A 20,436-nucleotide genomic window follows, 5' to 3' on the forward strand; every position below is an offset into this window, starting at 1 on the left:
CCAACCTTTGTCATGCACGGCTTGACCCGGGCATCCAACTCTCCGCAGGCATCACGTTGAAAGAAACACCGGATTGCCGGGTCAAGCCCGGCAACGACAAAGGTTGCGTATTGGCGTCAGCGCCAACCCCTCACTTCAGCACGCCCTTGGCCTTGTAATAAGCCTCCGCTGCGGGATGGAAGGCCACGGCTGTCTTGGTCGCGGCCGTTGCGAGCGAGAGCTTGCGGGCTTCGGGATGGACCTTGTGGATCTCATCGAGATTGTTGAACAGGCCATCCAGCATGGTTGTGACCAGACTGTCCTCGGCTTTGGCCGAGACGATCAGCACATTGGCGATGCCTAGGCCTGCAACATCGCCGCTGAGGCCGGCATAGGCCTCCTTCTTGAGGAGGAAGGGGCGGTAGAGACCGGGATATTTCTGCTCGACCACGGCCAGTTCGGCATCGGCCGGGACGAAGCTGATCGGAGGCTGACCGGTGGTGGCGAGGTCGCGTACCGCCGAAGTCGGCACGCCGCCGATCCAGAAGAAGGCGGAGACCTTGCCGTCCTTGAGCGCGCCGACCGATTCGGCCACGCCGAGATTATCGCGCGTCACGTCGGTCTTGGGATCGAGCCCGGCGGCAGCGAGGACGCGGTCAGCGATCGACTCGGTGGAGGAGCCGGCCGAACCGATGGAAACGCGCTTGCCCCTGAGATCTGCGATGCGGGTGATGCCGGCATCCTTGCTGGCCACCACATGCAGGAAGGAATCATAGAGCACGGCGAGCACCGCGACATCCTGCTTGCCGTCTTGCTCGTAGGCGGCCAAGCCCTGGACCGCATCATAGGTGGAATCGAGCGTGGAAAAGCCGAGCTCGGCCTCGCCGGCATGCAGCAGCTTTGCGTTGTCGACCGACCCGCCGGTGACCTGGGCCGTTGCTTGCAGATTGGGGACCTTTTCAGAGAAGATTTTGGCGAGGCCCCCGCCATAGGGATAAAAAACTCCGCCCGTACCGCCGGTGGCAACCACCATGCGGATACGCTTTTGCGCTAATGCGGGCGCCGAGAAGGCTGTCAAGGCAAGTCCGGCGCCGGCGGAAAGCAGGCCGCGACGGTTGAGGAGCATGGCGGACATGTGGATCTCCCTGGATGATATTCGTTATGGTTGCAGGAGATCATAGGGAGCAATCGCCGATCTGCAAGCATGCTCCGCCGGTCTGCCGAAACGCTACGGCAATCGGAGAACTTTTCATGCGGGGAGGGCTGAGGCCCGATAGATTTGCCTCACGAAGGCCGGCCGCCCTCCCGGGCGATCGATTCGTGATTGCGTAGTATCAGCTGGCCCAAGCCGTGCTTGGCGGACAGGCGACCGAGGTTGGCCTGGCGGGCGGCGAGATTGGCGGCGGCCGAGACGCTATCGTCCCGGGCGGAGATGCGCACCGCATCACCCTGCGGGCCGGAGAACGGCACGCCGGCGGCAAACAGGCGCAGATACCAGTCCCAATCCCAGTAATAGGGCAGCTTGTCGTCAAAGGGGCCGAGGTTCTGGTGCAGGCTGCGCGGGTAGATCACGCCTGATACCAGCAGGCGATTGTCGCGGCGAATGGCCTCGGCATCGGCATGGGCATCGAAGGTGAGCTCGCTGCCGGCGTCGGCGCGATTGCCCTCGGTGACAATGCGGCCGGAGGCATAGAGAAGGCCACGGCTGTCGGCCTTGGCGAGCATTTGATCGAGATGACCCGGCTCAGCCCACCAGTCGTCATCGTCCAGGAAGGCGATGCGCCGGCCGCGCGCCGCGGCAACACCGAGATTGCGGGCCGGGACCTGGCCGCTGCCACCGGTCAGCAAGGCCTGGAGGCGATCGAGACCGAGCTCCTCGGCCAACCTCGCCCCGCTTCCGTCGCCATCATCCACCACGACGAGCTCGAAATCCCGGAAGGATTGAGCTTGCGTAGAGGCCAGCGCCCGCCGCAGGAGATCGGGGCGGTCCTTGGTGGGGATGATGATGCTGAGTTCAGGCTGGGACATGTCGGATTTGCGATGCGGCGCGGAAGATCGAAAACCCCCGACGCGCGAAGGCTTGTTCTCTCCTCAGCGGCCCGGCTTGCCCTTGATCATATGCGGCAGCATGCCCTTGCGCTTGGCCTCGTAATAGTAGCCGCTGGAATAGAGTCGCACCGCGCGATCCGGACTGCCGCCGGAGACGCGCCAGGCATTGGCGAGATAGGCGGCGCCATAGGTGAGGTTGGTATCGGCATCGAACAGACCGGCGGCGCCGCCCTGGTAGCCCATGCCACGGGCGGTATCGAGGCGCATCTGCATCAGGCCGAGATAGGGGCCGTTGCGCGCCCCGGGGTTGAAGCCGCTTTCACGCTTGACCACCCGACGCAGCAGGCTCTCGGGCACATTGTAACGAGCGGCGTGCTTGGTGATCAGGGAATCGACATTGCCGATGGGCTTGAGATCCAAGGGCTCGGCCGCTGCCTTCTGCACGGCTACCGGTGCCGCCGTGGGGATGCTGGCGGTCTGGATTTCGGCCTCGTGCGGGGCCGGAGCCGCTGGGCTCGCCTCCGCGATATCACGCGGGCGGGCAGGCGGCAGGGGGATGGCGGCGAGCGTGGCTTCGCCGGCTTTCATCGTCTCGGGTGCCGCGGCAGCGGAAGCGGCCGCCGCGCCGGAACGCTTGGCGCGCTTTTCGAGCTTGGCCTTGGCCTTGAGGACCGGGCCGGGCGCTTCGACCGCCACGGCCTGGGAGGGAGCCTGTTGTGCCTGTGTCTGCGCCTGTGCCAGACCGGGAAGGGTAAGGATACCGGCTGTCACACAGCTGGCCAGCGCAAATCCAAGGTTTCTCAAGCGTCTCGTCTCCGCCATCCTCAAGGGCTCGTCCCTCCGTCGTCGACATCGAATTTTACGCCCTGCGCCAGTGGCAGGGTCCGGCCGTAATTGATGGCGCTGGTCTGGCGTCGCATATAGGCCTTCCAGGCGTCCGAGCCGCTCTCGCGGCCGCCGCCGGTTTCCTTCTCGCCGCCAAACGCGCCGCCGATCTCGGCACCCGAAGGGCCCATATTGACATTGGCGATGCCGCAATCGGAACCCTGGGCGGAGACGAAGCGCTCGACCTCGCGCATGTCGGTGGCGAAGATCGAGGAGGACAGGCCCTGTGGCACGCCGTTCTGAAGCGCCAGGGCCTCGTCGAACTCGCTATATTTCAGCACATAGAGAATCGGGGCGAAGGTTTCGTTAACGACGGGGCCGGCCTGGGTGGGCATCTCGACCAGGGCCGGACGGGCGTAATAGGCCTCGTCCGGGCCTGCTTCCGCGACACGGGCGCCGCCATGCACGGTGCCGCCGGCCTTGCGGGCTTCGTCGAGCGCCTTCTGCATGCCCTCGAAAGCGGCCTTGTCAATGAGCGGGCCGACCAGCGATTCGGTGGTGAGAGGATTGCCGACGCTGATGGAGGCATAGACCTTCTTGAGCTTGCCGATGAGCTCGTCATAGACGCTGTCATGCACGATCAGGCGGCGCAGCGAGGTGCAGCGCTGGCCGGCCGTGCCCATGGCGGCGAAGGCAATGGCGCGCAAGGCCAGATCCAGATCGGCCGAGGGCGTGACGATCGAGGCATTGTTGCCGCCGAGTTCGAGGATCGAGCGGCCGAAGCGGCGGGCGACGCGCTCGCCGACGATGCGGCCCATCGCGGTGGAGCCGGTAGCCGAGACGACCGGTACGCGCGGATCCTCCACCAGCGCTTCTCCGACGTCGCGGGCGCCGAGGATGAGAGTGAGCAGGCCGTCCGGCACACCGCCGAAGCGCTTGGCGGCGCGGTTGAAGATGGCTTCCACGGCCAGTGCCGTCAGCGGTGTCTTCTCGGAGGGCTTCCATACCACGCTGTCGCCACAGACGAAGGCCAGCGCCGCGTTCCAGCTCCACACCGCGACGGGGAAGTTGAAGGCCGAGATCACCCCGACCACGCCGGCCGGGTGCCACTGCTCCATCATGCGGTGGTCGCCGCGCTCGGTGGCGATGGTGAGCCCGTAGAGCTGGCGCGACAGGCCGGTGGCGAAGTCGCAGATGTCGATCATCTCCTGCACTTCACCCAGGCCCTCGGAGGCGATCTTGCCGACTTCAAGGCTGACTAGGCGGCCGAGCTCGGTCTTGGCGGTCCGCAGTTCCTCACCGAGCAGGCGCACCAGTTCGCCGCGCTGCGGGCCGGGCACCTTGCGCCAGGCTTCGAAAGCGGCCTGCGCCTTGCCGATGGCGGTCTTGGCTTCGGCCGGGCTGTTATCCTGAACGGCGCCGATGATCTCGCCGGTGAGGGGGCTGCGAACGGTGCGGGAGCCGCCGGTGTAGCGGCTGGCCGGAACCCCGAGAGCCTCGAGAAGCTGGCGGGTTTCGGCGGCAGGACTGGTCATGATGACTCGCTCAATTCAACGCGATATGGCGACGCTCATACCTTTTTTGGCGGTCATGGGGAACCCCCGCGACGTCGCGCGGATTCTCAGCTGCTTTCCACTGCGGCATAGACCCTGGAAAAATCCAGTTTTTCGAGGTCGTTCTGGTGCTGGAGAAACTGCAGGTAGCCGGCATCCCAGATGCCGAGGCCGAGGGTCATGCAGGAATCGATGGTGAGCAGATGGCGCCAGTTGCGCGCCGGTGCGAGATCGAGCTTGGCGCGCTCGCGGGCGTTATAGAGCCATTTCGGATTGACCTCCCGCACCACATAGGCGTCCTCGCGCGGGTCGGAGCCGATGCCGGCGGCGTGGCCGAACAGTTTGCCGAGGATGGGGCTCGCCGTGTTCGGCTCGAGCGACCACATGAATTCCTCGTTGTAGGTGTCGTGCTCGTCCTCGCTCATGTCGCGTGTGACCGCCGAGAAATCCCGGGTGGCCCAACGCGGGAAGTCGCGGATTTCCGTAAATTCGAGCCGATGGGGCTCGACATCGGCGAACATGTCGTTGGCGAAGGCAATGTCGGCGGGCAGCGCAGCCGGATGCAGGGGAGCCGTGCCAGTGTAAAGCAGGATGCGGTGCTCGATATTGGTCGCCGGTTCGTCGAGGCCCACGAAGACATAGAGCATGCCGGCGGGCGGCAACTCGCTGGCGGCGGGTGGAAGCTCGGCCAGGTCGAGCTGGAGTGCGAACTCCATGGCCTCCCCCTTGGCCGTGTGCGGCCAGGCGAGAGTGGGCGGCAGGTCCGGCAGTCCCCCGATCCGGCTCTGGCCGGTATCTCCGGTGCCGGTCCCAAGCAAGATTGCAATGGCGGGCAACTCATGGGGCAGGATGCGATCGGCATGGGCGCCGAGCCCGACATTTTCGAGCAGCTGGCGGGGAGAGGGGACGGGATCGATCATGATGGCTCGTAGGGGAGAAGCAATTGAAAAGACGTCCTATCTCGTTTGGCAAAGATAGAGAACCTCCGGACACGCACCCCTCTTCCCGGCGGGGAGAGGGGCAGGGGAGAGAGAAAACCGCGTGTTTACATGCTCCTACCCTCACACCAATCCCTCTCCAGGCTCGGGTGAGGGGCTCTCCAACTCGTCGAGAAAGGCCTTAATCCTGTCGCGGTCTTCCGGTGTCGGGTTGTAGACCAGCATGCTCAGATCGGGGCGGCCGTCGACGGCGAAGGCCGAATATTCCAGCGTGATCGGGCCGAGCACCGGGTGGCGCAGGCGCTTGACGCCGTCGCCATGGGCCCGGACATCGTTATCGCGCCACATCGCCTCGAATTCGGGGCTGAGACGGCAGAGTTCCTCGATGAGAGGCTCCACCTCCGCCGCCGCTCCCGCGCGCGCTGTGTCGGCCCTGAAAGTCGCCACCACAAAGCGGGCTACGCTCTCCCAGTCATATTGCGCGGCGCGGACATTGGGGTCGAGAAACATGAAGCGCAGGACGTTGCGCTGGTGGGGCGGCAGCGCGCCATAATCGGTCAGGATCGCGGCGGCGGCCTTGTTCCAGGCCACGATGCACCAGGTCGCAGTCTTGACCAGGGCCGGGCTCGGATGAAGCGCATCGAGCACGCGCTGCAGCCGAGGCGTGACGTCCTCGCCCTTGCGGTAGCGTATTTCCGGCGGACGGCCGAGGCCGATGAGGAAGAGGTGCTCGCGCTCGACCTCGGTCAGCAGGAGGGCGCGGGCGATACGGTCGAGCACGTCGGCCGAGGGCGCGCCGCCGCGCCCCTGTTCGAGCCAGGTATACCAGGTTGGGCTGATATTGGCCCGTTGAGCGACCTCCTCCCGACGCAAGCCGGGTGTGCGGCGGCGGGCAGGGCCGAAGCCGAAGGCGGCCGGATCGAGTTTGGCGCGGCGATCTCTCAGATAGCTGCCGAGCCGGGTTTCCTGCGTAAGCTGTCCGCTCATCCTGTTAGCCATTATAATACGATAATATCACTACTTTACCAGGATACGCCAAGGGTCGATGCTTGTCGCCTATCTTGCTAGGAGACTTGCTCATGCGCGTATTCGTGACCGGCGCGACCGGATTCATCGGCTCGGCCGTCGTGAAGGAATTGGTCGGAGCGGGCCATCAGGTGCTTGGCCTGGTCCGTTCCGAAGAGAAGGTGGCGGCCCTGGCCGCGGCGGGTGCCGAGGCCCATCGCGGCTCGCTGGGGGACCTCGACAGTCTGAAAGCCGGAGCCGCCCGTTCGGACGGCGTCATTCATCTCGCCTTCAACCATGATTTCTCGACCTTCGCCGCCAATTGCGAGGATGATCGCCGCGTAATCGCGGCGCTCGGCTCGGCACTTGCCGGCTCTGGCAGGCCCCTGATCGTGACCTCGGGCACCGCCATGGCCAGCACGGTGCCCGGCGAGTTGGCCAGGGAAGATGGCGCGGTGATCAGTTCGAAGGTGATCCCGCGCGCCGCCTCTGAGGAAGCTGCTGAGGCCGTGGCTGCCGAGGGCGGCAATGTCTCGGTGGTGCGCCTGCCCCAGGTTCACGATACCGCCAGGCAGGGCCTCGTCACCTATGCGATCGCGGTGGCGCGCGAGAAGGGCGTGTCGGCCTATATAGAGGAGGGCCGGAACCGCTGGCCGGCAGCTCATATCCTCGACGTCGCTCGTCTCTACCGCCTGGTGCTGGAAAAGGCCGAGCCGGGCGCGAAATACCACGCGGTGGCTGAAGAGGGTGTGTCCCAGCGGGAGATCGCGGAGGTGGTCGGCCGGGGCCTGGGAGTGCCGATCAGATCCATCCCCCTCTGCGAGGCGGGGGCTCATTTCGGCTGGCTCGGCCTGTTTGCCGGCCACGACATGCCGGCCTCGGGCGAGCAGACCCAAAGGAAGCTGGGATGGCAGCCTGGCGGCCCCAGCCTGATCGCCGATCTCCGGGCGATGAACTACGGGGCCTGAGGCAAAAGCCTCTCTCCCGTTGGGGAGAGAGGTGAAGGCCGATAGGAGGGCGCATCGCGCCCGAGATTATTTCCCGTAAGCTTCGATCGAAGCCTTGACGCGTTCCTTGGCAGCTTCGGCACTGTCGAAGCCGCCGACTTCGACGACCTTGCTGCCGGCTGGAATCTGCTTGTAGACGCGGAAGAAGGCGGCAAGGCGCTCCTGCTCGATCTTGGGCAGGTCGCCGATCGCCTTGACGTCCTCATAGGTGGGATCGACCTTGGTAACCGGCACGGCGATGACCTTGTCGTCGACGTCGCCGCCATCGATCATCTTGATGAGGCCGATCGGCCGCACACGGATCAGCGCTCCGGGAGCGATGGGCGCGCGAGTATAGACGAGCACGTCGAGAGGGTCGCCGTCGGCGGCCTTGGTGCGGGTGATCGAGCCGTAATTGGCCGGGTAGGCCATCGGCATGGCGATGAAGCGGTCGACGACGATATGGCCGGTATCCGTGTCGGTCTCGTATTTCACCATGCTGCCGGCGGGAATCTCGACGACGATGTTGAGTTCCTCGGGCGCATTCTTGGGTTGCTTGAAGGCCAGCACGTTTTCCGCCTCGGCCAGGGCCGGCAAGGCAGGAAGGACGAACAGGGCAGCGGCGAGCAGGGACTTCAGCGATGTCATTTCAACCTCCGGTAAGGGAACGCGGAGAGGTAGGGAGCGCAGGCGACAGGCATATGACGCCAGCCGATCATCGGCGGTGAAGCGAAGGTGGAGATCTCTACGCGAAATTCATGGGGTCGATGTCGATGTCGACCACGAGTTGGCCCGTCACCTTCGGCCCTGCGGCGAGCCAGGCTCGGATATAGTCCTGCAAGGCAAAGTCGCGCGGGGCCTGCAGGATCAGGCGCATGCGGTGGCGGCCACGGATCACCGCGATCGGGGCCTCGGCCGGGCCGAGCACGCGCAGGGCGGAATCGAAGGGCGCTTGCTTGGCGAGTTGGCGGGCAAAGCCCTCCGCCTTGCCGCGGTCCTCGTCGGAAATGGTGAGGGCGGCCATGCGGCCATAGGGCGGCAGGCCAGCCTTGGCGCGCACGGCGATCTCGCGCGCATAGAAGCTCTCCTTGTCGCCGGAGACGAGAGCTTGCATCACCGGATGCGAGGGATCGTAGCTCTGCAGCAGCGCCCGCCCCGGGCGTTCGCCGCGTCCGGCCCGGCCGGTGACCTGGCCGAGGAGCTGGAAGGTGCGTTCGGCTGCGCGCGGGTCGCCGGTGCCCAGGCCGAGATCGGCATCGACCACGCCGACCAGCGTCAAATGCGGGAAATTGTGTCCCTTGGCGACGAGCTGCGTGCCGATGACGAGATTGGCCTCGCCCTTGGCAACCGTGTCGAGTTCCTGGCGCAGCCGCTCGGCGCTGCCATGGATGTCGGAGGAGAGGATCACGGTGTGGGCGTCGGGAAACAACCCCGAGACTTCCTCCGCGATACGCTCCACCCCCGGACCGCAGGGAGTGAGTGTGTCCTCGCCCTCGCAGCTCGGACAATGGCGCGGTACGGGGGCGGTATGGCCGCAATGGTGGCAGACCAGGCTTTTGCGGAAACGATGCTCGACCAGCCAGGCCGTGCAGTTCGGGCACTGGAAGCGATGCCCGCATTTGCGGCAGAGCGTGAGCGGGGCGTAACCGCGCCGGTTGAGGAAGAGCAGGGCCTGCTCCCCGGCCGCCAGCGTTTCCTTGACCGCCGTGACCAGGCCGGGAGCGATGAACTTGCCACGCTCGGGCCCGCCTTCGCGCATGTCGACGGTGGCAATCGCCGGCAGTGCCCGCCCGCCGAAGCGCTGCGGCAAGGTGATATGGCCGTAGCGGCCGCGATCGGCATTGACACGGGACTCGATCGAGGGCGTGGCCGAGGCCAGCACCACCGGCGCGTCGATCAGCCGTGCCCTGACCACCGCCATGTCGCGGGCATTATAGCGCGGCCCATCCTCCTGCTTGTAGGCGCTGTCATGTTCCTCGTCGACGATGATGAGCCTGAGGTCGACGAAGGGCAGGAACAGGGCCGAGCGGGCGCCGGCCACCACCGCGACCTCCCCCTTGGCGATACCGTGCCAGAGCCTAGCCCGCTTATTGGCCGATACGCCCGAATGCCATTCGGCCGGGCGCACGCCGAACCGCTCGGCGAAGCGGTCGAGGAACTGGTTGGTCAGCGCGATCTCCGGCAGCATGATCAGCGCCTGGCCGCCCTGCCTGACGGCTTCGGCCACCGCCTCGAAATAGACCTCGGTCTTGCCCGATCCGGTGACGCCTTCGAGCAGGGTCGCCGAAAAGCGCCGGGCCGCCACGGCCTGGCCGAGGCTGGCGGCCGCCAGCGCCTGGGCTTCGTTCAGGCTGGCGCTGCCGAAGGTGAGATCCGGGGTGCCCGCTACCGGTTCTGGCGGCAGGGCCAGGGGCTCGACGGCACCGGCATCGACCAGCCCGTCGACTACGCTGGGCGACACGCCCGTGGCCTCGATCAGCACACGCTTTTCATGCACGAAACCATCGGACAGGTGGTCGAGCACGCGCCGGCGCGCCGCCGTGAGCCGCTCGGGCTCATGCTTGCCCAGGCGATAGCCGAGCCTCTGTTTCTCCGGCGGCAATTCCGGCGCGCGCAGCGCCATGCGCATGATCATGCCGCGCGGCGTCAGCGTCCAATTCGCTACCCATTCGATGAAGCGGCGCATCTCGGCCCCGAGCGGGGGAATTTCGAGGCGTTCCTCGACATATTTCAGCCGGTTGGAGGAGGCGGGCAGCACGCCGTCGCCATCCCAGACCACGCCGACCACCTCGCGTGGGCCGAGCGTGACGCGCACGACATCGCCCGGCATCAGCGTGTTGCCGAAGGGCACGCGGTAGCTGTAGGTGCGCTCCAGCGCCACCGGCAGCAGCACCTCGACGACTTCGCCCGGATTAGCCATGGGCCCCCGCGCTCCGGGAGGCTTGGCTCGATGGGATATGCGCCACGATCATCCCCGACAGGTCGGGGAGGGGGCTGAGTCTGTCAAGGGTGGCACATGCCGGCCGTGCCTCCTGCAGCCGCTACTTCGTCTTGAGCAGCATGATCGATTGCACGCCTTCCTCCTCGCTGGCGTCAAAACGGACTGTGACGTCGTCTGGCAGGGGATAGAAATAGGCGCGGTTTTCATCGAGGGGGAAGAGCTCTTTCGTCGGCTTGCCCATCAGGCGTTTCAGGGTGATCAAGGGATCACCGATCCTGACGCTGCCCACGCTGCCGTTGAACGGTTTGGTGAGTTTGATGCTCGCGACCTGCTTGTCGGTCGACAGGTAAAGTGCAAAGCCGTCGGCGGGATAGAGTGCGAGGCGTTCGCCCATCGCGCTGGTATAGGGCTCTGGCTGGCGGGTGGAGCCAAAAATGCGTTGAGCCTCTGCAACGCTGGCTCCCAATCCGACAGGAACACCTTCAATAGCGGGTACGGTCGTGGAGGCGGCGGGTGGAGGTTCCGAGCCGAAACGGCCGTCGTAGCCGGCGAGTTGAATCGCCAGGATGTCCTTGTCGCGGGCATAATAGTCGGAGAGCTCTGTGATGTTGGCCTTGGCATTCTTTTCCGTGCAGGGCGCCGGCCGCTCGGCCGCTAGCTTGCGCTCGCTTTCGGCGATCGCATCGCGTCCTGCTTCGCTAAGTGAGGCGGGTAGGGCCACCGCCTCCAATTGCCATTTGCCGCGATGGCAGGCGTCCGCATAAGCGTTGTGCCTGATGCGCGCTTCAGTCAGGCGTAACAGGGAGTTGACGATCACGTCGTTGAGGCGCCCCTGATCCAGGGTCCGGGAGCGCTCGACCAAGAACTTTTTCAGGTCAGGATTCAGTCCGCTATAGGTGGCAGGCGGCGGCGCGGGGCCTCCGAAGAGAGCGATCTTGATGTCCTTGAAGCTGTAGAAGCCGATGGAATAGCCGAGCTGGAACAGGGCCAGCGGAATGGCTGCAATGACCACCGCGGTACGCAGCCACCGGCGTGGGGGCTGGCCGGGAGAGCCATCGCGGCGCAGCATGGTGAAGGCGAGCCCCAGGGCGATGATCGCCATCACGATGCCCAGCAGGTTCAATTGAGATTCGAACACCACCTCGCCGTTGACGGTTCGCTTGTCGGAAGCGCCCAGGAAGAGCCAGAACGGCAGCACGCCGAGAAGAATGGCGGTCAGCGGGCGGTTCATATTGTGCCAAAGACCTTGCGTGGGCTCGCTCACGAACAGGCTCCATCCCAGTTGTGCTGGGCCAATGGGCCCAATTCGCGCGCAAATCTGGGGCAGGCCCGGGGGAGCGTCGAGTCTCCTGGGGAACAGGCGCTGCCGGCATCGCAGCATGCCTCCTGGCTTGCACCTTCTTCCCCGCTCGTCTAATCAGCCGGCATTCCCAACAAAGGTGACAGGTCATGGCGACGCAAAAGCTCCTCCTTCTTCCTGGCGACGGCATCGGTGTCGAGGTGATGGCGGAGGTCAAACGCCTGATCGCCTTTCTCAACAAGACCGGTCTCGCCTCCTTCGAGACGGAAGAGGATCTGGTCGGGGGCGCCGCCTATGACGCGCATGGCAAGGCGATCTCCGAGGACGCCATGAAGCTCGCCGAGCAGGCCGATGCGGTGATGTTCGGTGCGGTGGGCGGCCCGAAATGGGCCGGCGTTCCCTATGAGGCGCGCCCCGAGGCCGGCCTGCTGCGCCTGCGCAAGGACCTTGGCCTCTTCGCCAATCTGCGTCCCGCCGTGTGCTATCCGGCGCTGGCCGAGGCCTCCTCGCTCAAGCGCGAGCTGGTCGAAGGCCTCGACATCATGATCGTGCGCGAGCTCACGGGCGGCGTCTATTTCGGCGAGCCCAAGGAAATCGTCACGCTGGAGAACGGCGAGAAGCGCGCCGTCGACACCCAAGTCTACACCACCCACGAGATCGAGCGCATCGCCCGCGTCGCCTTCGACCTCGCCAAGGTGCGCCGCGGCCTGGTGCATTCGTCCGAAAAGCACAATGTCATGAAGTCCGGCGTGCTGTGGAAGCAGGTCGTCACCGAGGTCCACAAGGCCGAATATGCCGACGTCAAGCTTGAGCACATCCTCGCCGACAATTGCGGCATGCAGCTGGTGCGTACGCCCAAGCAGTTCGACGTCATCGTCTGCGACAATCTGTTTGGCGACATGCTCTCCGACGTCGCCGCCATGCTGACGGGCTCGCTCGGTATGCTGCCTTCGGCCGCGCTTGGCGCCGAGGATGCCAAGACCGGCAAGCGCAAGGCGATGTATGAGCCCGTGCACGGCTCGGCTCCCGACATTGCCGGCAAGGGCCTGGCCAATCCGATCGCAACCCTCGCCTCCTTCGGCATGGCGCTGCGCTATTCCTTTGGCCTTGCCGAGGCAGCCGATCGCCTCGACGCCGCCATCTCGGCGGTGCTGAGCGAGGGGCTGCGCACCAAGGATATCGCCAGCGCCGGCCAGAACGCCGTCTCGACCAGCGAGATGGGCGCCGCCGTGATCAAGGCGATGGGGTAAGATTGAAGAGCGGACTTCTCAGCGACATGCAGGCATGTCGCGATGTCCGCTCTTGCTCCTCAATGAGTAGCCTCGCCCCAGGAGCGGACTGGAAGTCCGCGCTCCGAACCTAGCGTCGCCACAGGCCTTCGCGTTCGAGGTCGTCCATCGTGCGCGAAATGCCCTCGCGCAGGATGGCGGCCATGTCGTCGATCTGGGCGCGGGTGATGGTCAGCGGCGGTGACATCACGCACATGTTGACGATGGGGCGCACCAGCAGGCCGAGTTCCTGGCAATGGCCGTCGATGCGCTTGCCGATGGTCTCGTCGAGCGCGCCGCCCTCCTCGCCGGCAGGCCCGGCGACGCATTCGATGCCGGCCATCATGCCGACGCCGCGCACCTCGCCGACCAAGGGCAGGTCCGCCAGGCTCCGGAGCCTGGCCTGGAAATAGGGCGCGACCTCGCGCACATGGTCGAGGACGCCGTCCTCCAGGATGTCGAGATTCTTCAGCGCCACCGCGCAGCCGATGGGATGGCTGGTGTTGGTCAAGCCGTGGGCGAACATCGCCTCGGGATGGTTTGAGCGCCTGAGATCCGCGAGGAGGCGGTCGGAAATCACCACGCCGCCGAGCGGGAAATAGCCGGAAGTGACGCCCTTGGCGAAGGTGATCATGTCGGGATCGAGCCCGAACACCTCGCCCGAAGCGAAGACATGGCCGAGCCGGCCGAAGGCCGTCACCACCTCGTCGGAGACATAGAGAATGTCGTTGGCCCGGCAGATCTCGCGGATACGCGGGAGATAGCCGTCCGGCGGCACGATGACGCCGCCCGAGGCCTGAATCGGCTCGGCGACGAAGGCTCCGATCCGCTCGGCGCCGATCCGGGCGACGGCGTCGCGGAACTCGTCGACCAGGAAGTCGGCGAATTCGGCCACCGTCCTGCCGCGGGGGCGGCGGTATGGGTTCGGCGCCGTGAGCTTGACGACGAGATCCTCCGCGCTGTCCATCCAGTCGTTGTCGCGCGGGCGGGCATTGAGCGAGGCGGAAAGATAGGTCGAGCCGTGATAGGCGCTGCCGCGGCTGAGGATCAGCTTCTTGTCGGGGCGCCCGCGCACATTGTTGTAGAACTGCATGAAGCGCAGCGCCGTCTCTACGGCCGAGGAACCGCCGGTGGTGAAGAACACATGGTTGAGATCGCCCGGCGCATGGGCGGCGATTCGCTCGGCAAGCGCCACGGAAGGCGTGCTCGTGGTGTACCAGGGCGAGCTGTAGGACAGCGCCATCGCCTGTTCATGCATGACGTCGGCGAGTTCCCGCCGGCGATGGCCGATATTGGTGCACCACATGCCGGCGGGGCCGTCGATCAGACGCTTGCCCGCGGCATCGGTGATGTAGATGCCCTCGCCCTCGCCGATCAGCGGGCGGGCCTCGTCGCCGACGGTTTCCGCCACCGGCCAGGGCTGGACCAGATGGCGCCTGGCGCGCTCTGCGACATCCTCTTCCACCGCCGCCATCATCACTGCCGTCGAGCCGGTCGTCGTCATCGTCGTCACCTCGTCTTTTTAAGCCGCGACATGACCAAAGGCAGGTCCATCAACGGCCTTTTCGCCGAAAACCACTTCTCTAATTGCTATACGTTCGTTCAGTTAAAGGCAATATACTGAACGAACGTATAGCAAAAATTGGCATTGACAATCCTGCCGTTCTCGCCAAGCATGCCGAAAATACGCTGGCTTGGATTGCGCGGCGAGACGGGGTGGTCGCATCAGGATGAGTACGGTTACAGGGACAAGCCGCACGCGGATCAACCGGGCCGAACGCCGAAGCGAGTTGATCGATGCGACGATCGATTGCCTGGCCCGCTACGGCTATGAAGGCACCACGATCGGTGTCGTCGCCGAGGCGGTCGGCATGTCCCGCGGCATCGTGAACTTCCATTTCGAGACCAAGGAACAGCTGCTGCTGGAGACGTTGCGTTTCCTGTCGGACGAATATCGCGACCATTGGCGCGCTACGCTCGCCCAGGCCGGCCCATCGGCTCCGGAAAAGCTCTGGGCCATGGTCCTGGCCGATTTCGACCGCAGCATCTGCACGCCGCGCAAGCTGGCGGCCTGGTGCGCTTTTCGCGGCGAGGCGAAGGCGCGCCCGACCTATCGCAGCATGTGCAACGCGACCGACCAGGAGAATCTGGATGTCGTCGCCGAACTCTGCGCCGAACTGGTGCCCGTCGGCATCGATGCGCATAAGCTGGCGCGCGCGATCGTATGCATGCTCGAAGGCCTGTGGCTGCATCTGCTGATCGCGCCCAAGAACCTGTCGCGGGAAGAAGCGCGCGATGTCGCGGCCTCGCATCTTGCCATCGTGCTGCCCGACCATTTCACGCCGTCGGGGCCCGTTCCGACGGCGCGAGCATCCCTGGGCCGATCCGCTCCGGAAGCCCAAACGTCCTGAGCGAGCGGGAAGGAGGAAACGCCTATCGCCAGTGCGAAGACGAAGATGCCTGAGGGTGGGCCGGTCGGCTTGTTCCAGGCAGTAGTTTGATCGGATTTGTCACCCGGGCTGCAGGGCGGAAGCGCCAAAGGGCGTTCGCTTAGCCTGTCCGGATTTTGAGCCACGCCGAGCCTGTTTTCTCGGCGCGAGTGGTCGCGCCTGCATTTGACGCAGCGAGATCGCCCGGCACCCGTCACCGCGATCGTGGCCCGTCGTGCGGGACCGCAACCCCATCCGTCGGCGTATGGCGCCGGCGGCAATGATGACGCACGCCCAGAGGAGATATCCATGCCGTTTCGCTCCACCCAGACAGGGAGACAGCCGTGCCGCCGAAGTCGCTTCCGTCCGTTCCAATGTTTGGTATTGGCCGGTGCGAGCCTGACTGCCGTGCTGTCGTCCAGCCCTGCCACCGCAGGCGACAAGGTAGTCAATGTCTATAGCTGGGCCGACTACATCGATCCCGCCACCCTGGAATCCTTCACCAAGGAGACCGGCATCAAGGTCGTCTACGACACCATGGATTCCAACGAGGTACTGGAGACCAAGCTTTATGCCGGCCATTCGGGCTATGACGTCGTCGATCCCACCGGTCCCAACCTGAAGCGCGAGATCGCGGCCGGCGTGTTCCAGCCGCTGGACAAGGCCAGGATCCCCAATCTCAAGCATGGCTGGGACAAGGTATTCCAGCGCCTGGCCTTCTACGATCCGGGCAACCGATACGCGGTGAACTATATGTGGGGTACCACCGGCATCGGCTACAATGTCGAGATGGCCAGGAAGCGCCTGGGCGATGTGCCGATCGACAGCTGGAGCATCGTGTTCAAGCCGGAGAACCTCGCCAAATTCGCCGATTGCGGTGTCAGCATCCTCGATACTCCCGACGAACTGATTCCGCCCGCTCTGAAATATCTCGGCCTCGACCCCGATTCCAAGAATCCCAAGGACATCGCCAAGGCGGGGGACCTGCTCAAGGCCATCCGGCCCTATGTCCGCACCTTCAGTTCCTCGGGCTATCTCAGTGCGCTCTCCGCCGGTGATCTCTGTCTGGTCGTCGGTTGGGCCGGTGATGTCATCCAGGCGCGCAACCGCGCCATCGAGGCTCACGCCAAGTCGCCTGATGGGCCCCTGGTCGACATCCGCTATGTCGTACCTAGGGAAGGCGCCCTGATCTGGGTCGACGGCTGGGCCATCCCCAAGGATGCCCAGCATGTCGAGGAAGCCCATGCCTTCATCGACTACATGATGCGTCCCGAAGTCGCCGCCAGGAACACGGAGTTCATCTCCTACGCCACCGGCAACCTCGCCGCGCAGAAGTTCATCAAGCCTGAGATCCTCAAGGATCCCGCCATCTTCCCCGACGAGGCCACCATGGGACGCCTGTTCACCACCACGGCGCCGGACGCCAAGATCCAGAAGCTGTGGACGCGGACCTGGACCAACATCAAGACCAACGAATAGGATTTCGGGCCAGCAGGCGCGGCAGGAGACGGCCGCACCTGGGCCGGGTCGCACTTATTTCGTCTTGCCGGCCGAGACCTCCATGACCAGCCGCGCCAGCAGATAGAGGCGCGGTACCACCGAATCGAGCTCGACATATTCGGCGTCGTTGGAATGGGCGCCGAAGCCGCGCAGGCCGAGACCTTCCAGCACCGGCCCCTTGGCCTTCAGTCCCGCGAAGGCGGCGTCCGTGCCACCGCCGCCGGCCTTGTCGATCACCGTCAGCTTCCGGCCGATCTCGCTATAGATGGTCCCAGCCTGCGCCGCCAGGGCACGTCCGGCATCGCTGGGCTGCAGGGGTGGGCGGCGACGCTCGAACACCGCCTCGATCCTGCTGTCGGGCAGGAGCTTCCTGGCGATGCGGTCCTTCACCGTCTTTTCGATGCGATCAAAATCGGCCATGCGCAGCATGCGCACATCGGCCTGGGCGGTCGCTTCGGCCGGGATGACATTGCGGTTTGTGCCAGCCTTGGCCACCGTCCAATTCAGCTTGAGGCCGAGCTTGGGATCAGAAAGATCGCGCATCTGCAGGATCTGGTGCGCCAGTTCATAAAGCGCGTTGACGCCGCGCTCGGGGGCGGCCCCGGCATGAGAGGCCTTGCCCTCGACCTTGAGGGCGACGGCGCCGATGCCGGCGGTGGCAAGGATGATCTGGTCGGTGCCGATGCCCCCGCCCTCCAGGGAGAACACGGCGTCCTGTTCGGCGCCGATCTCGGTGAGAAGCGCGCGCGAGGCGGGCGAGGAAATCTCTTCGTCGCCGTTGATCATCACCGTCAGCGTGCCGTAGTCCCTGAAATTCAGGTCCTTGAGCAGGGCGACGGTGGTGAGGGCGAGGGCAACGCCGTGCTTGTCGTCGGCGATGCCCAGGCCATAGGCCTTGTTACCCTCGATGCGGAAGGGCTGCCGCGCCAGCATGCCCTTGAGATAGACCGTGTCCATATGGGCGATCAGCGCGATCTTCTTGGTGCCGGTGCCGGTGAAGCGGGCAAGCACGACCTTGCCCAGTTTCTCGGGCGTGTCCTGCATGCGATAGACGTCCTTCGGCTCGATCTGCTGCACCTCGCCGCCCAAGGCCTTGAGGCGATCTGCGATCAGATTGGCGATCTCAGCCAGGCCAGCGGGGTCCTTGCTGCCCGATTCGATGGAGACCAGCGTTTTCATGGTGTCGATCAGGGCCTGGCGCTGCGCCTCGGCCTGCTTGAGTACGGCCTCCTGCGGGGCGGCGAAGGTGGGGGAGGTCTCCGCGGTGATGGTCAGAACCGGCAGGGCGGTCATGGTGATGGCAAGGGCAGCGGCGCGAGATCGCGAGCAACGAAGCATCTGGTTCCTCTCGGACTGCGATCACCCTCCAATGACCCGGGCAGATGATGCATAAATGCCGCGCATTCTCAAAATAATACGCAGGATGACGGTAAATAGCCCACGCCAACGGCTCTGTTGGCTGTGCGACCTTTATTCCCGCTGCTTCTCGCCCTACATTATTCCTGCCGTCACGCGACTTGCATCGGCATGCGATACTGGACGCGAGATGATCATACCACTCTATGACGACAACCCGCACCGGCGCATCACGCGAGCTTACGTGAATTGGGCGCTGATTGCCGCCAACGTCTCGGTTTTCGTGTTCTTCCAGTCCGGCTATGTGCCCGGCACCTTTGTGGCGGATACGGCGGGCTTTACTTATTCCTACGGCATGATTCCGGTGGTGCTGTTCCAGAAGATGCAGCTCCCGGCGGAATATATCAGGGTGCCGGAATGGCTGACGCCAATCACCTCTTCCTTCGTGCACGGCTCATGGATGCATCTCACCGGCAACATGCTGTTCCTGTGGGTGTTCGGCGACAATGTCGAGGATGATCTCGGGCGCTGGCGCTATCTGTTCTTCTATCTCGCCTGTGCCGTGCTGGCCTCCTTCGCCTATGCCCTGACCGCGCAGGACTCCACCAGCCCGCTGATCGGAGCGTCCGGGGCGATATCGGGCGTGGTGGCTGCCTATGTGCTGCTGCATCCCAAGGTGAAGATCTGGGTGCTCCTGTTCTTCCGCATTCCGTTGAAACTGCCGGCCTATTGGGCGATCGGGGCATGGATCCTCTACCAGGCCTATTTTGCGCTCTATGCCTATTTCGTTACCTCGACCGATGATGTCGCCTGGTTTGCCCATCTTGGCGGGCTGGTCGCCGGTGCCATCCTGGTCCTGCCGCTCAAGCGCGCCGACGCGCCTTTGTTCGACAACGCGCCGCCCCAGGCGCAGAACGACTGGCGCGACACGTTCGATTGAGACAGCACTGGCGGGCCGCTGGCTCAGGTGCTTGGCTGGCCGGCAACGGCGGCTTGCTTGGCCGGCTTGATCTTCGGCTTTGCCGCGGGGGCAGGCTGGGTAGGTTGTACTGGAGTTGCGACGGGCTGGGGCGCTGTAGCCGACCGTACGCCGGACCAGTGGGTCTTCAACAATTTGGTGCCGTAGAATTTTTCGAGCGCCTGGGTGCTGGTGGCACTGACCAGCCGACTTTCGACCAGGGACGTATTCTGCGTCGCGGCCTGAATGGCGCCGACCACCCCTTGAGGGAAGCCGGAGTCCTGGACATGCAGTGTCACTGGCTTCGTAGGGGTTCCACTCGCAAGATCGATGACCGTCATCGTGCCGCTGGTATAGTTCTGATCACCGATCAGCAGGGATAATGCGGGATTCTTCAGATGATAGCCGGTCATCACGATGGAGACGCGTTTGGGCGCACCCGTCTGGGGAAAGCGGCCGGCCTCACTTGCCAGAGTCGCATGGAGCCGCGTTTCCATGCCTGGTGGTACGGCGGCACGTGGGTTTGGCGTCGCCGTCACAGTCACTTCCTTGACATAGGCCTCTCCAGGCTTGGGGAACATGCCGGCTGTTTCGCAGCTCGCCAGGGCGGCGGCCAGGAGGAGGGCACCGGAGAGTTTCAAACTTGTCTTGAACATTCAGAACCTGCTTTCCATTCAGGCGGGGCTGGAGATCTTCATTCTTGTTCATGCTCCATGCCTCGACCCCGCAAAGCCGCAGCCAAACACTTGGCTGCGTCAGTAGCGCGCAGGTTTAGGGAGTAGCGAGCAAACCTGGGATCGAGATCAGCCATGGAATTGTGCTTCGGCAAGTCGTTCTTTTCGGAAGGGATGCTTTTCAACAGCTTGTTTGTTTGAATTGTTGTGTATGAAGAATGCAACGCCCAAGAATTTTGGCAGTAAAATTCAGGGAGGTAATAAAATGCTACCAAATAATATCTGTGAACCTGAATTCGCAGGTACTCGTGAGTGCGGCAAACCTGGCTGAACCTGGATGGCAGCAAGGGGAGAATGTCTTGGCTTATGGGGTCGGGTCGATCGCGTGCCGCGCGGAAGCCTTGCGATGCGAGAGTCACGTAAATGTCGCGTTGACACAAAAAGCCGCGCCCTTTAGCTGACTTGCGTCATCAAGTTCAGCGGCGGCGGTCTTGTCGCGACGTGACGTGTCGGTTCGCCGACAGCGCGGGAGGGGCAAGGCCATTATGCGGTCGTTTCATATCGCTCATCGTTCCGGTTCCCCGTCTGGAGAAGCCCCATGAAAGTTCTCGTGCCCGTGAAGCGGGTGGTCGACTACAATGTGAAGATCCGCGTGAAGGCCGATGGGTCTGGTGT

General features: G+C 64.5%; 17 protein-coding genes and 1 pseudogene. 6 read left to right on the forward strand and 12 right to left on the reverse strand.

Annotated features, from left to right (window positions below; all coding sequences use genetic code 11):
- Positions 1 to 130: 130 nt before the first annotated feature.
- From U1R88_RS26715 to U1R88_RS26740, 6 genes are all read right to left on the reverse strand, one after another.
- On the reverse strand, positions 131 to 1,114 hold the full coding sequence (locus tag U1R88_RS26715; protein ID WP_322433991.1) for a TAXI family TRAP transporter solute-binding subunit: 984 nt from the start codon (positions 1,112 to 1,114) through the stop codon (positions 131 to 133).
- A 149-nt stretch (positions 1,115 to 1,263) separates the two neighbouring features.
- Positions 1,264 to 2,007 carry a glycosyltransferase family 2 protein gene (locus tag U1R88_RS26720; protein ID WP_322433992.1) on the reverse strand — a complete coding sequence of 248 codons (744 nt, stop codon included), beginning with the start codon at positions 2,005 to 2,007 and terminating at the stop codon, positions 1,264 to 1,266.
- Between the two features lie 63 nt (positions 2,008 to 2,070).
- Positions 2,071 to 2,832 carry a lytic transglycosylase domain-containing protein gene (locus U1R88_RS26725; RefSeq protein WP_322433993.1) on the reverse strand — a complete coding sequence of 254 codons (762 nt, stop codon included), beginning with the start codon at positions 2,830 to 2,832 and terminating at the stop codon, positions 2,071 to 2,073.
- 20 nt (positions 2,833 to 2,852) lie between these two features.
- Positions 2,853 to 4,388: an L-piperidine-6-carboxylate dehydrogenase gene (amaB, locus tag U1R88_RS26730; protein ID WP_322433994.1), complete on the reverse strand. Its 1,536-nt coding sequence runs from the start codon at positions 4,386 to 4,388 to the stop codon at positions 2,853 to 2,855.
- 86 nt (positions 4,389 to 4,474) lie between these two features.
- The gene (locus tag U1R88_RS26735; protein ID WP_322433995.1) at positions 4,475 to 5,326 is read right to left on the reverse strand and encodes a YwqG family protein; all 852 of its coding nucleotides are present in this window, start codon (positions 5,324 to 5,326) and stop codon (positions 4,475 to 4,477) included.
- Between the two features lie 141 nt (positions 5,327 to 5,467).
- The gene (locus tag U1R88_RS26740; protein WP_322433996.1) at positions 5,468 to 6,331 is read right to left on the reverse strand and encodes a helix-turn-helix transcriptional regulator; all 864 of its coding nucleotides are present in this window, start codon (positions 6,329 to 6,331) and stop codon (positions 5,468 to 5,470) included.
- A gap of 92 nt (positions 6,332 to 6,423) precedes the next feature.
- Here U1R88_RS26740 and U1R88_RS26745 point away from each other — a divergent pair, with 92 nt between their 5' ends.
- Positions 6,424 to 7,317, forward strand: coding sequence for an SDR family oxidoreductase (locus tag U1R88_RS26745; protein ID WP_322433997.1), 894 nt, complete (start codon positions 6,424 to 6,426; stop codon positions 7,315 to 7,317).
- Between the two features lie 66 nt (positions 7,318 to 7,383).
- Here the strand turns inward: U1R88_RS26745 and U1R88_RS26750 are convergent, their stop codons facing one another.
- From U1R88_RS26750 to U1R88_RS26760, 3 genes are all read right to left on the reverse strand, one after another.
- Positions 7,384 to 7,983, reverse strand: a complete 600-nt coding sequence (locus U1R88_RS26750; protein WP_322433998.1) for an inorganic diphosphatase — start codon at positions 7,981 to 7,983, stop codon at positions 7,384 to 7,386.
- Between the two features lie 97 nt (positions 7,984 to 8,080).
- Positions 8,081 to 10,255, reverse strand: a complete 2,175-nt coding sequence (locus tag U1R88_RS26755) for a primosomal protein N' (protein ID WP_322433999.1) — start codon at positions 10,253 to 10,255, stop codon at positions 8,081 to 8,083.
- A 121-nt stretch (positions 10,256 to 10,376) separates the two neighbouring features.
- Positions 10,377 to 11,540 carry a hypothetical protein gene (locus U1R88_RS26760; protein WP_322434000.1) on the reverse strand — a complete coding sequence of 388 codons (1,164 nt, stop codon included), beginning with the start codon at positions 11,538 to 11,540 and terminating at the stop codon, positions 10,377 to 10,379.
- 185 nt (positions 11,541 to 11,725) lie between these two features.
- Here U1R88_RS26760 and leuB point away from each other — a divergent pair, with 185 nt between their 5' ends.
- A complete protein-coding gene (leuB, locus tag U1R88_RS26765) occupies positions 11,726 to 12,826 on the forward strand; it encodes a 3-isopropylmalate dehydrogenase (protein WP_322434001.1) in 1,101 nt (366 codons plus the stop codon).
- Positions 12,827 to 12,935: 109 nt separating this feature from the next.
- On the opposite strand, the gene U1R88_RS26770 is transcribed toward leuB, so the two are convergent.
- Positions 12,936 to 14,321 carry an aminotransferase gene (locus U1R88_RS26770; RefSeq protein WP_322434010.1) on the reverse strand — a complete coding sequence of 462 codons (1,386 nt, stop codon included), beginning with the start codon at positions 14,319 to 14,321 and terminating at the stop codon, positions 12,936 to 12,938.
- A 253-nt stretch (positions 14,322 to 14,574) separates the two neighbouring features.
- Here U1R88_RS26770 and U1R88_RS26775 point away from each other — a divergent pair, with 253 nt between their 5' ends.
- Both U1R88_RS26775 and U1R88_RS26780 read left to right on the forward strand, forming a co-directional pair.
- Complete coding sequence (locus U1R88_RS26775) at positions 14,575 to 15,255, forward strand: TetR/AcrR family transcriptional regulator (RefSeq protein ID WP_322434002.1); 681 nt, start codon at positions 14,575 to 14,577, stop codon at positions 15,253 to 15,255.
- 426 nt (positions 15,256 to 15,681) lie between these two features.
- Positions 15,682 to 16,752: a polyamine ABC transporter substrate-binding protein gene (locus U1R88_RS26780; protein WP_322434003.1), complete on the forward strand. Its 1,071-nt coding sequence runs from the start codon at positions 15,682 to 15,684 to the stop codon at positions 16,750 to 16,752.
- A gap of 54 nt (positions 16,753 to 16,806) precedes the next feature.
- Here U1R88_RS26780 and U1R88_RS26785 read toward each other — a convergent pair whose 3' ends face one another.
- A complete protein-coding gene (locus tag U1R88_RS26785; RefSeq protein WP_322434004.1) occupies positions 16,807 to 18,111 on the reverse strand; it encodes a M20/M25/M40 family metallo-hydrolase in 1,305 nt (434 codons plus the stop codon).
- Between the two features lie 208 nt (positions 18,112 to 18,319).
- Here U1R88_RS26785 and U1R88_RS26790 point away from each other — a divergent pair, with 208 nt between their 5' ends.
- Positions 18,320 to 19,069 (forward strand): rhomboid family intramembrane serine protease, encoded by a 750-nt coding sequence (locus U1R88_RS26790; RefSeq protein WP_068298207.1) that lies wholly within the window; start codon positions 18,320 to 18,322, stop codon positions 19,067 to 19,069.
- A gap of 23 nt (positions 19,070 to 19,092) precedes the next feature.
- On the opposite strand, the gene U1R88_RS26795 is transcribed toward U1R88_RS26790, so the two are convergent.
- Positions 19,093 to 19,743: a hypothetical protein gene (locus tag U1R88_RS26795; protein ID WP_322434005.1), complete on the reverse strand. Its 651-nt coding sequence runs from the start codon at positions 19,741 to 19,743 to the stop codon at positions 19,093 to 19,095.
- A 616-nt stretch (positions 19,744 to 20,359) separates the two neighbouring features.
- On the opposite strand from U1R88_RS26795, the pseudogene U1R88_RS26800 reads away from it, so the two are divergent.
- A pseudogene (locus U1R88_RS26800) lies at positions 20,360 to 20,436 on the forward strand (electron transfer flavoprotein subunit beta/FixA family protein); the annotation flags it as partial.

This window comes from Labrys sedimenti, assembly GCF_034424805.1.
GTDB lineage: Bacteria > Pseudomonadota > Alphaproteobacteria > Rhizobiales > Labraceae > Labrys > Labrys sedimenti.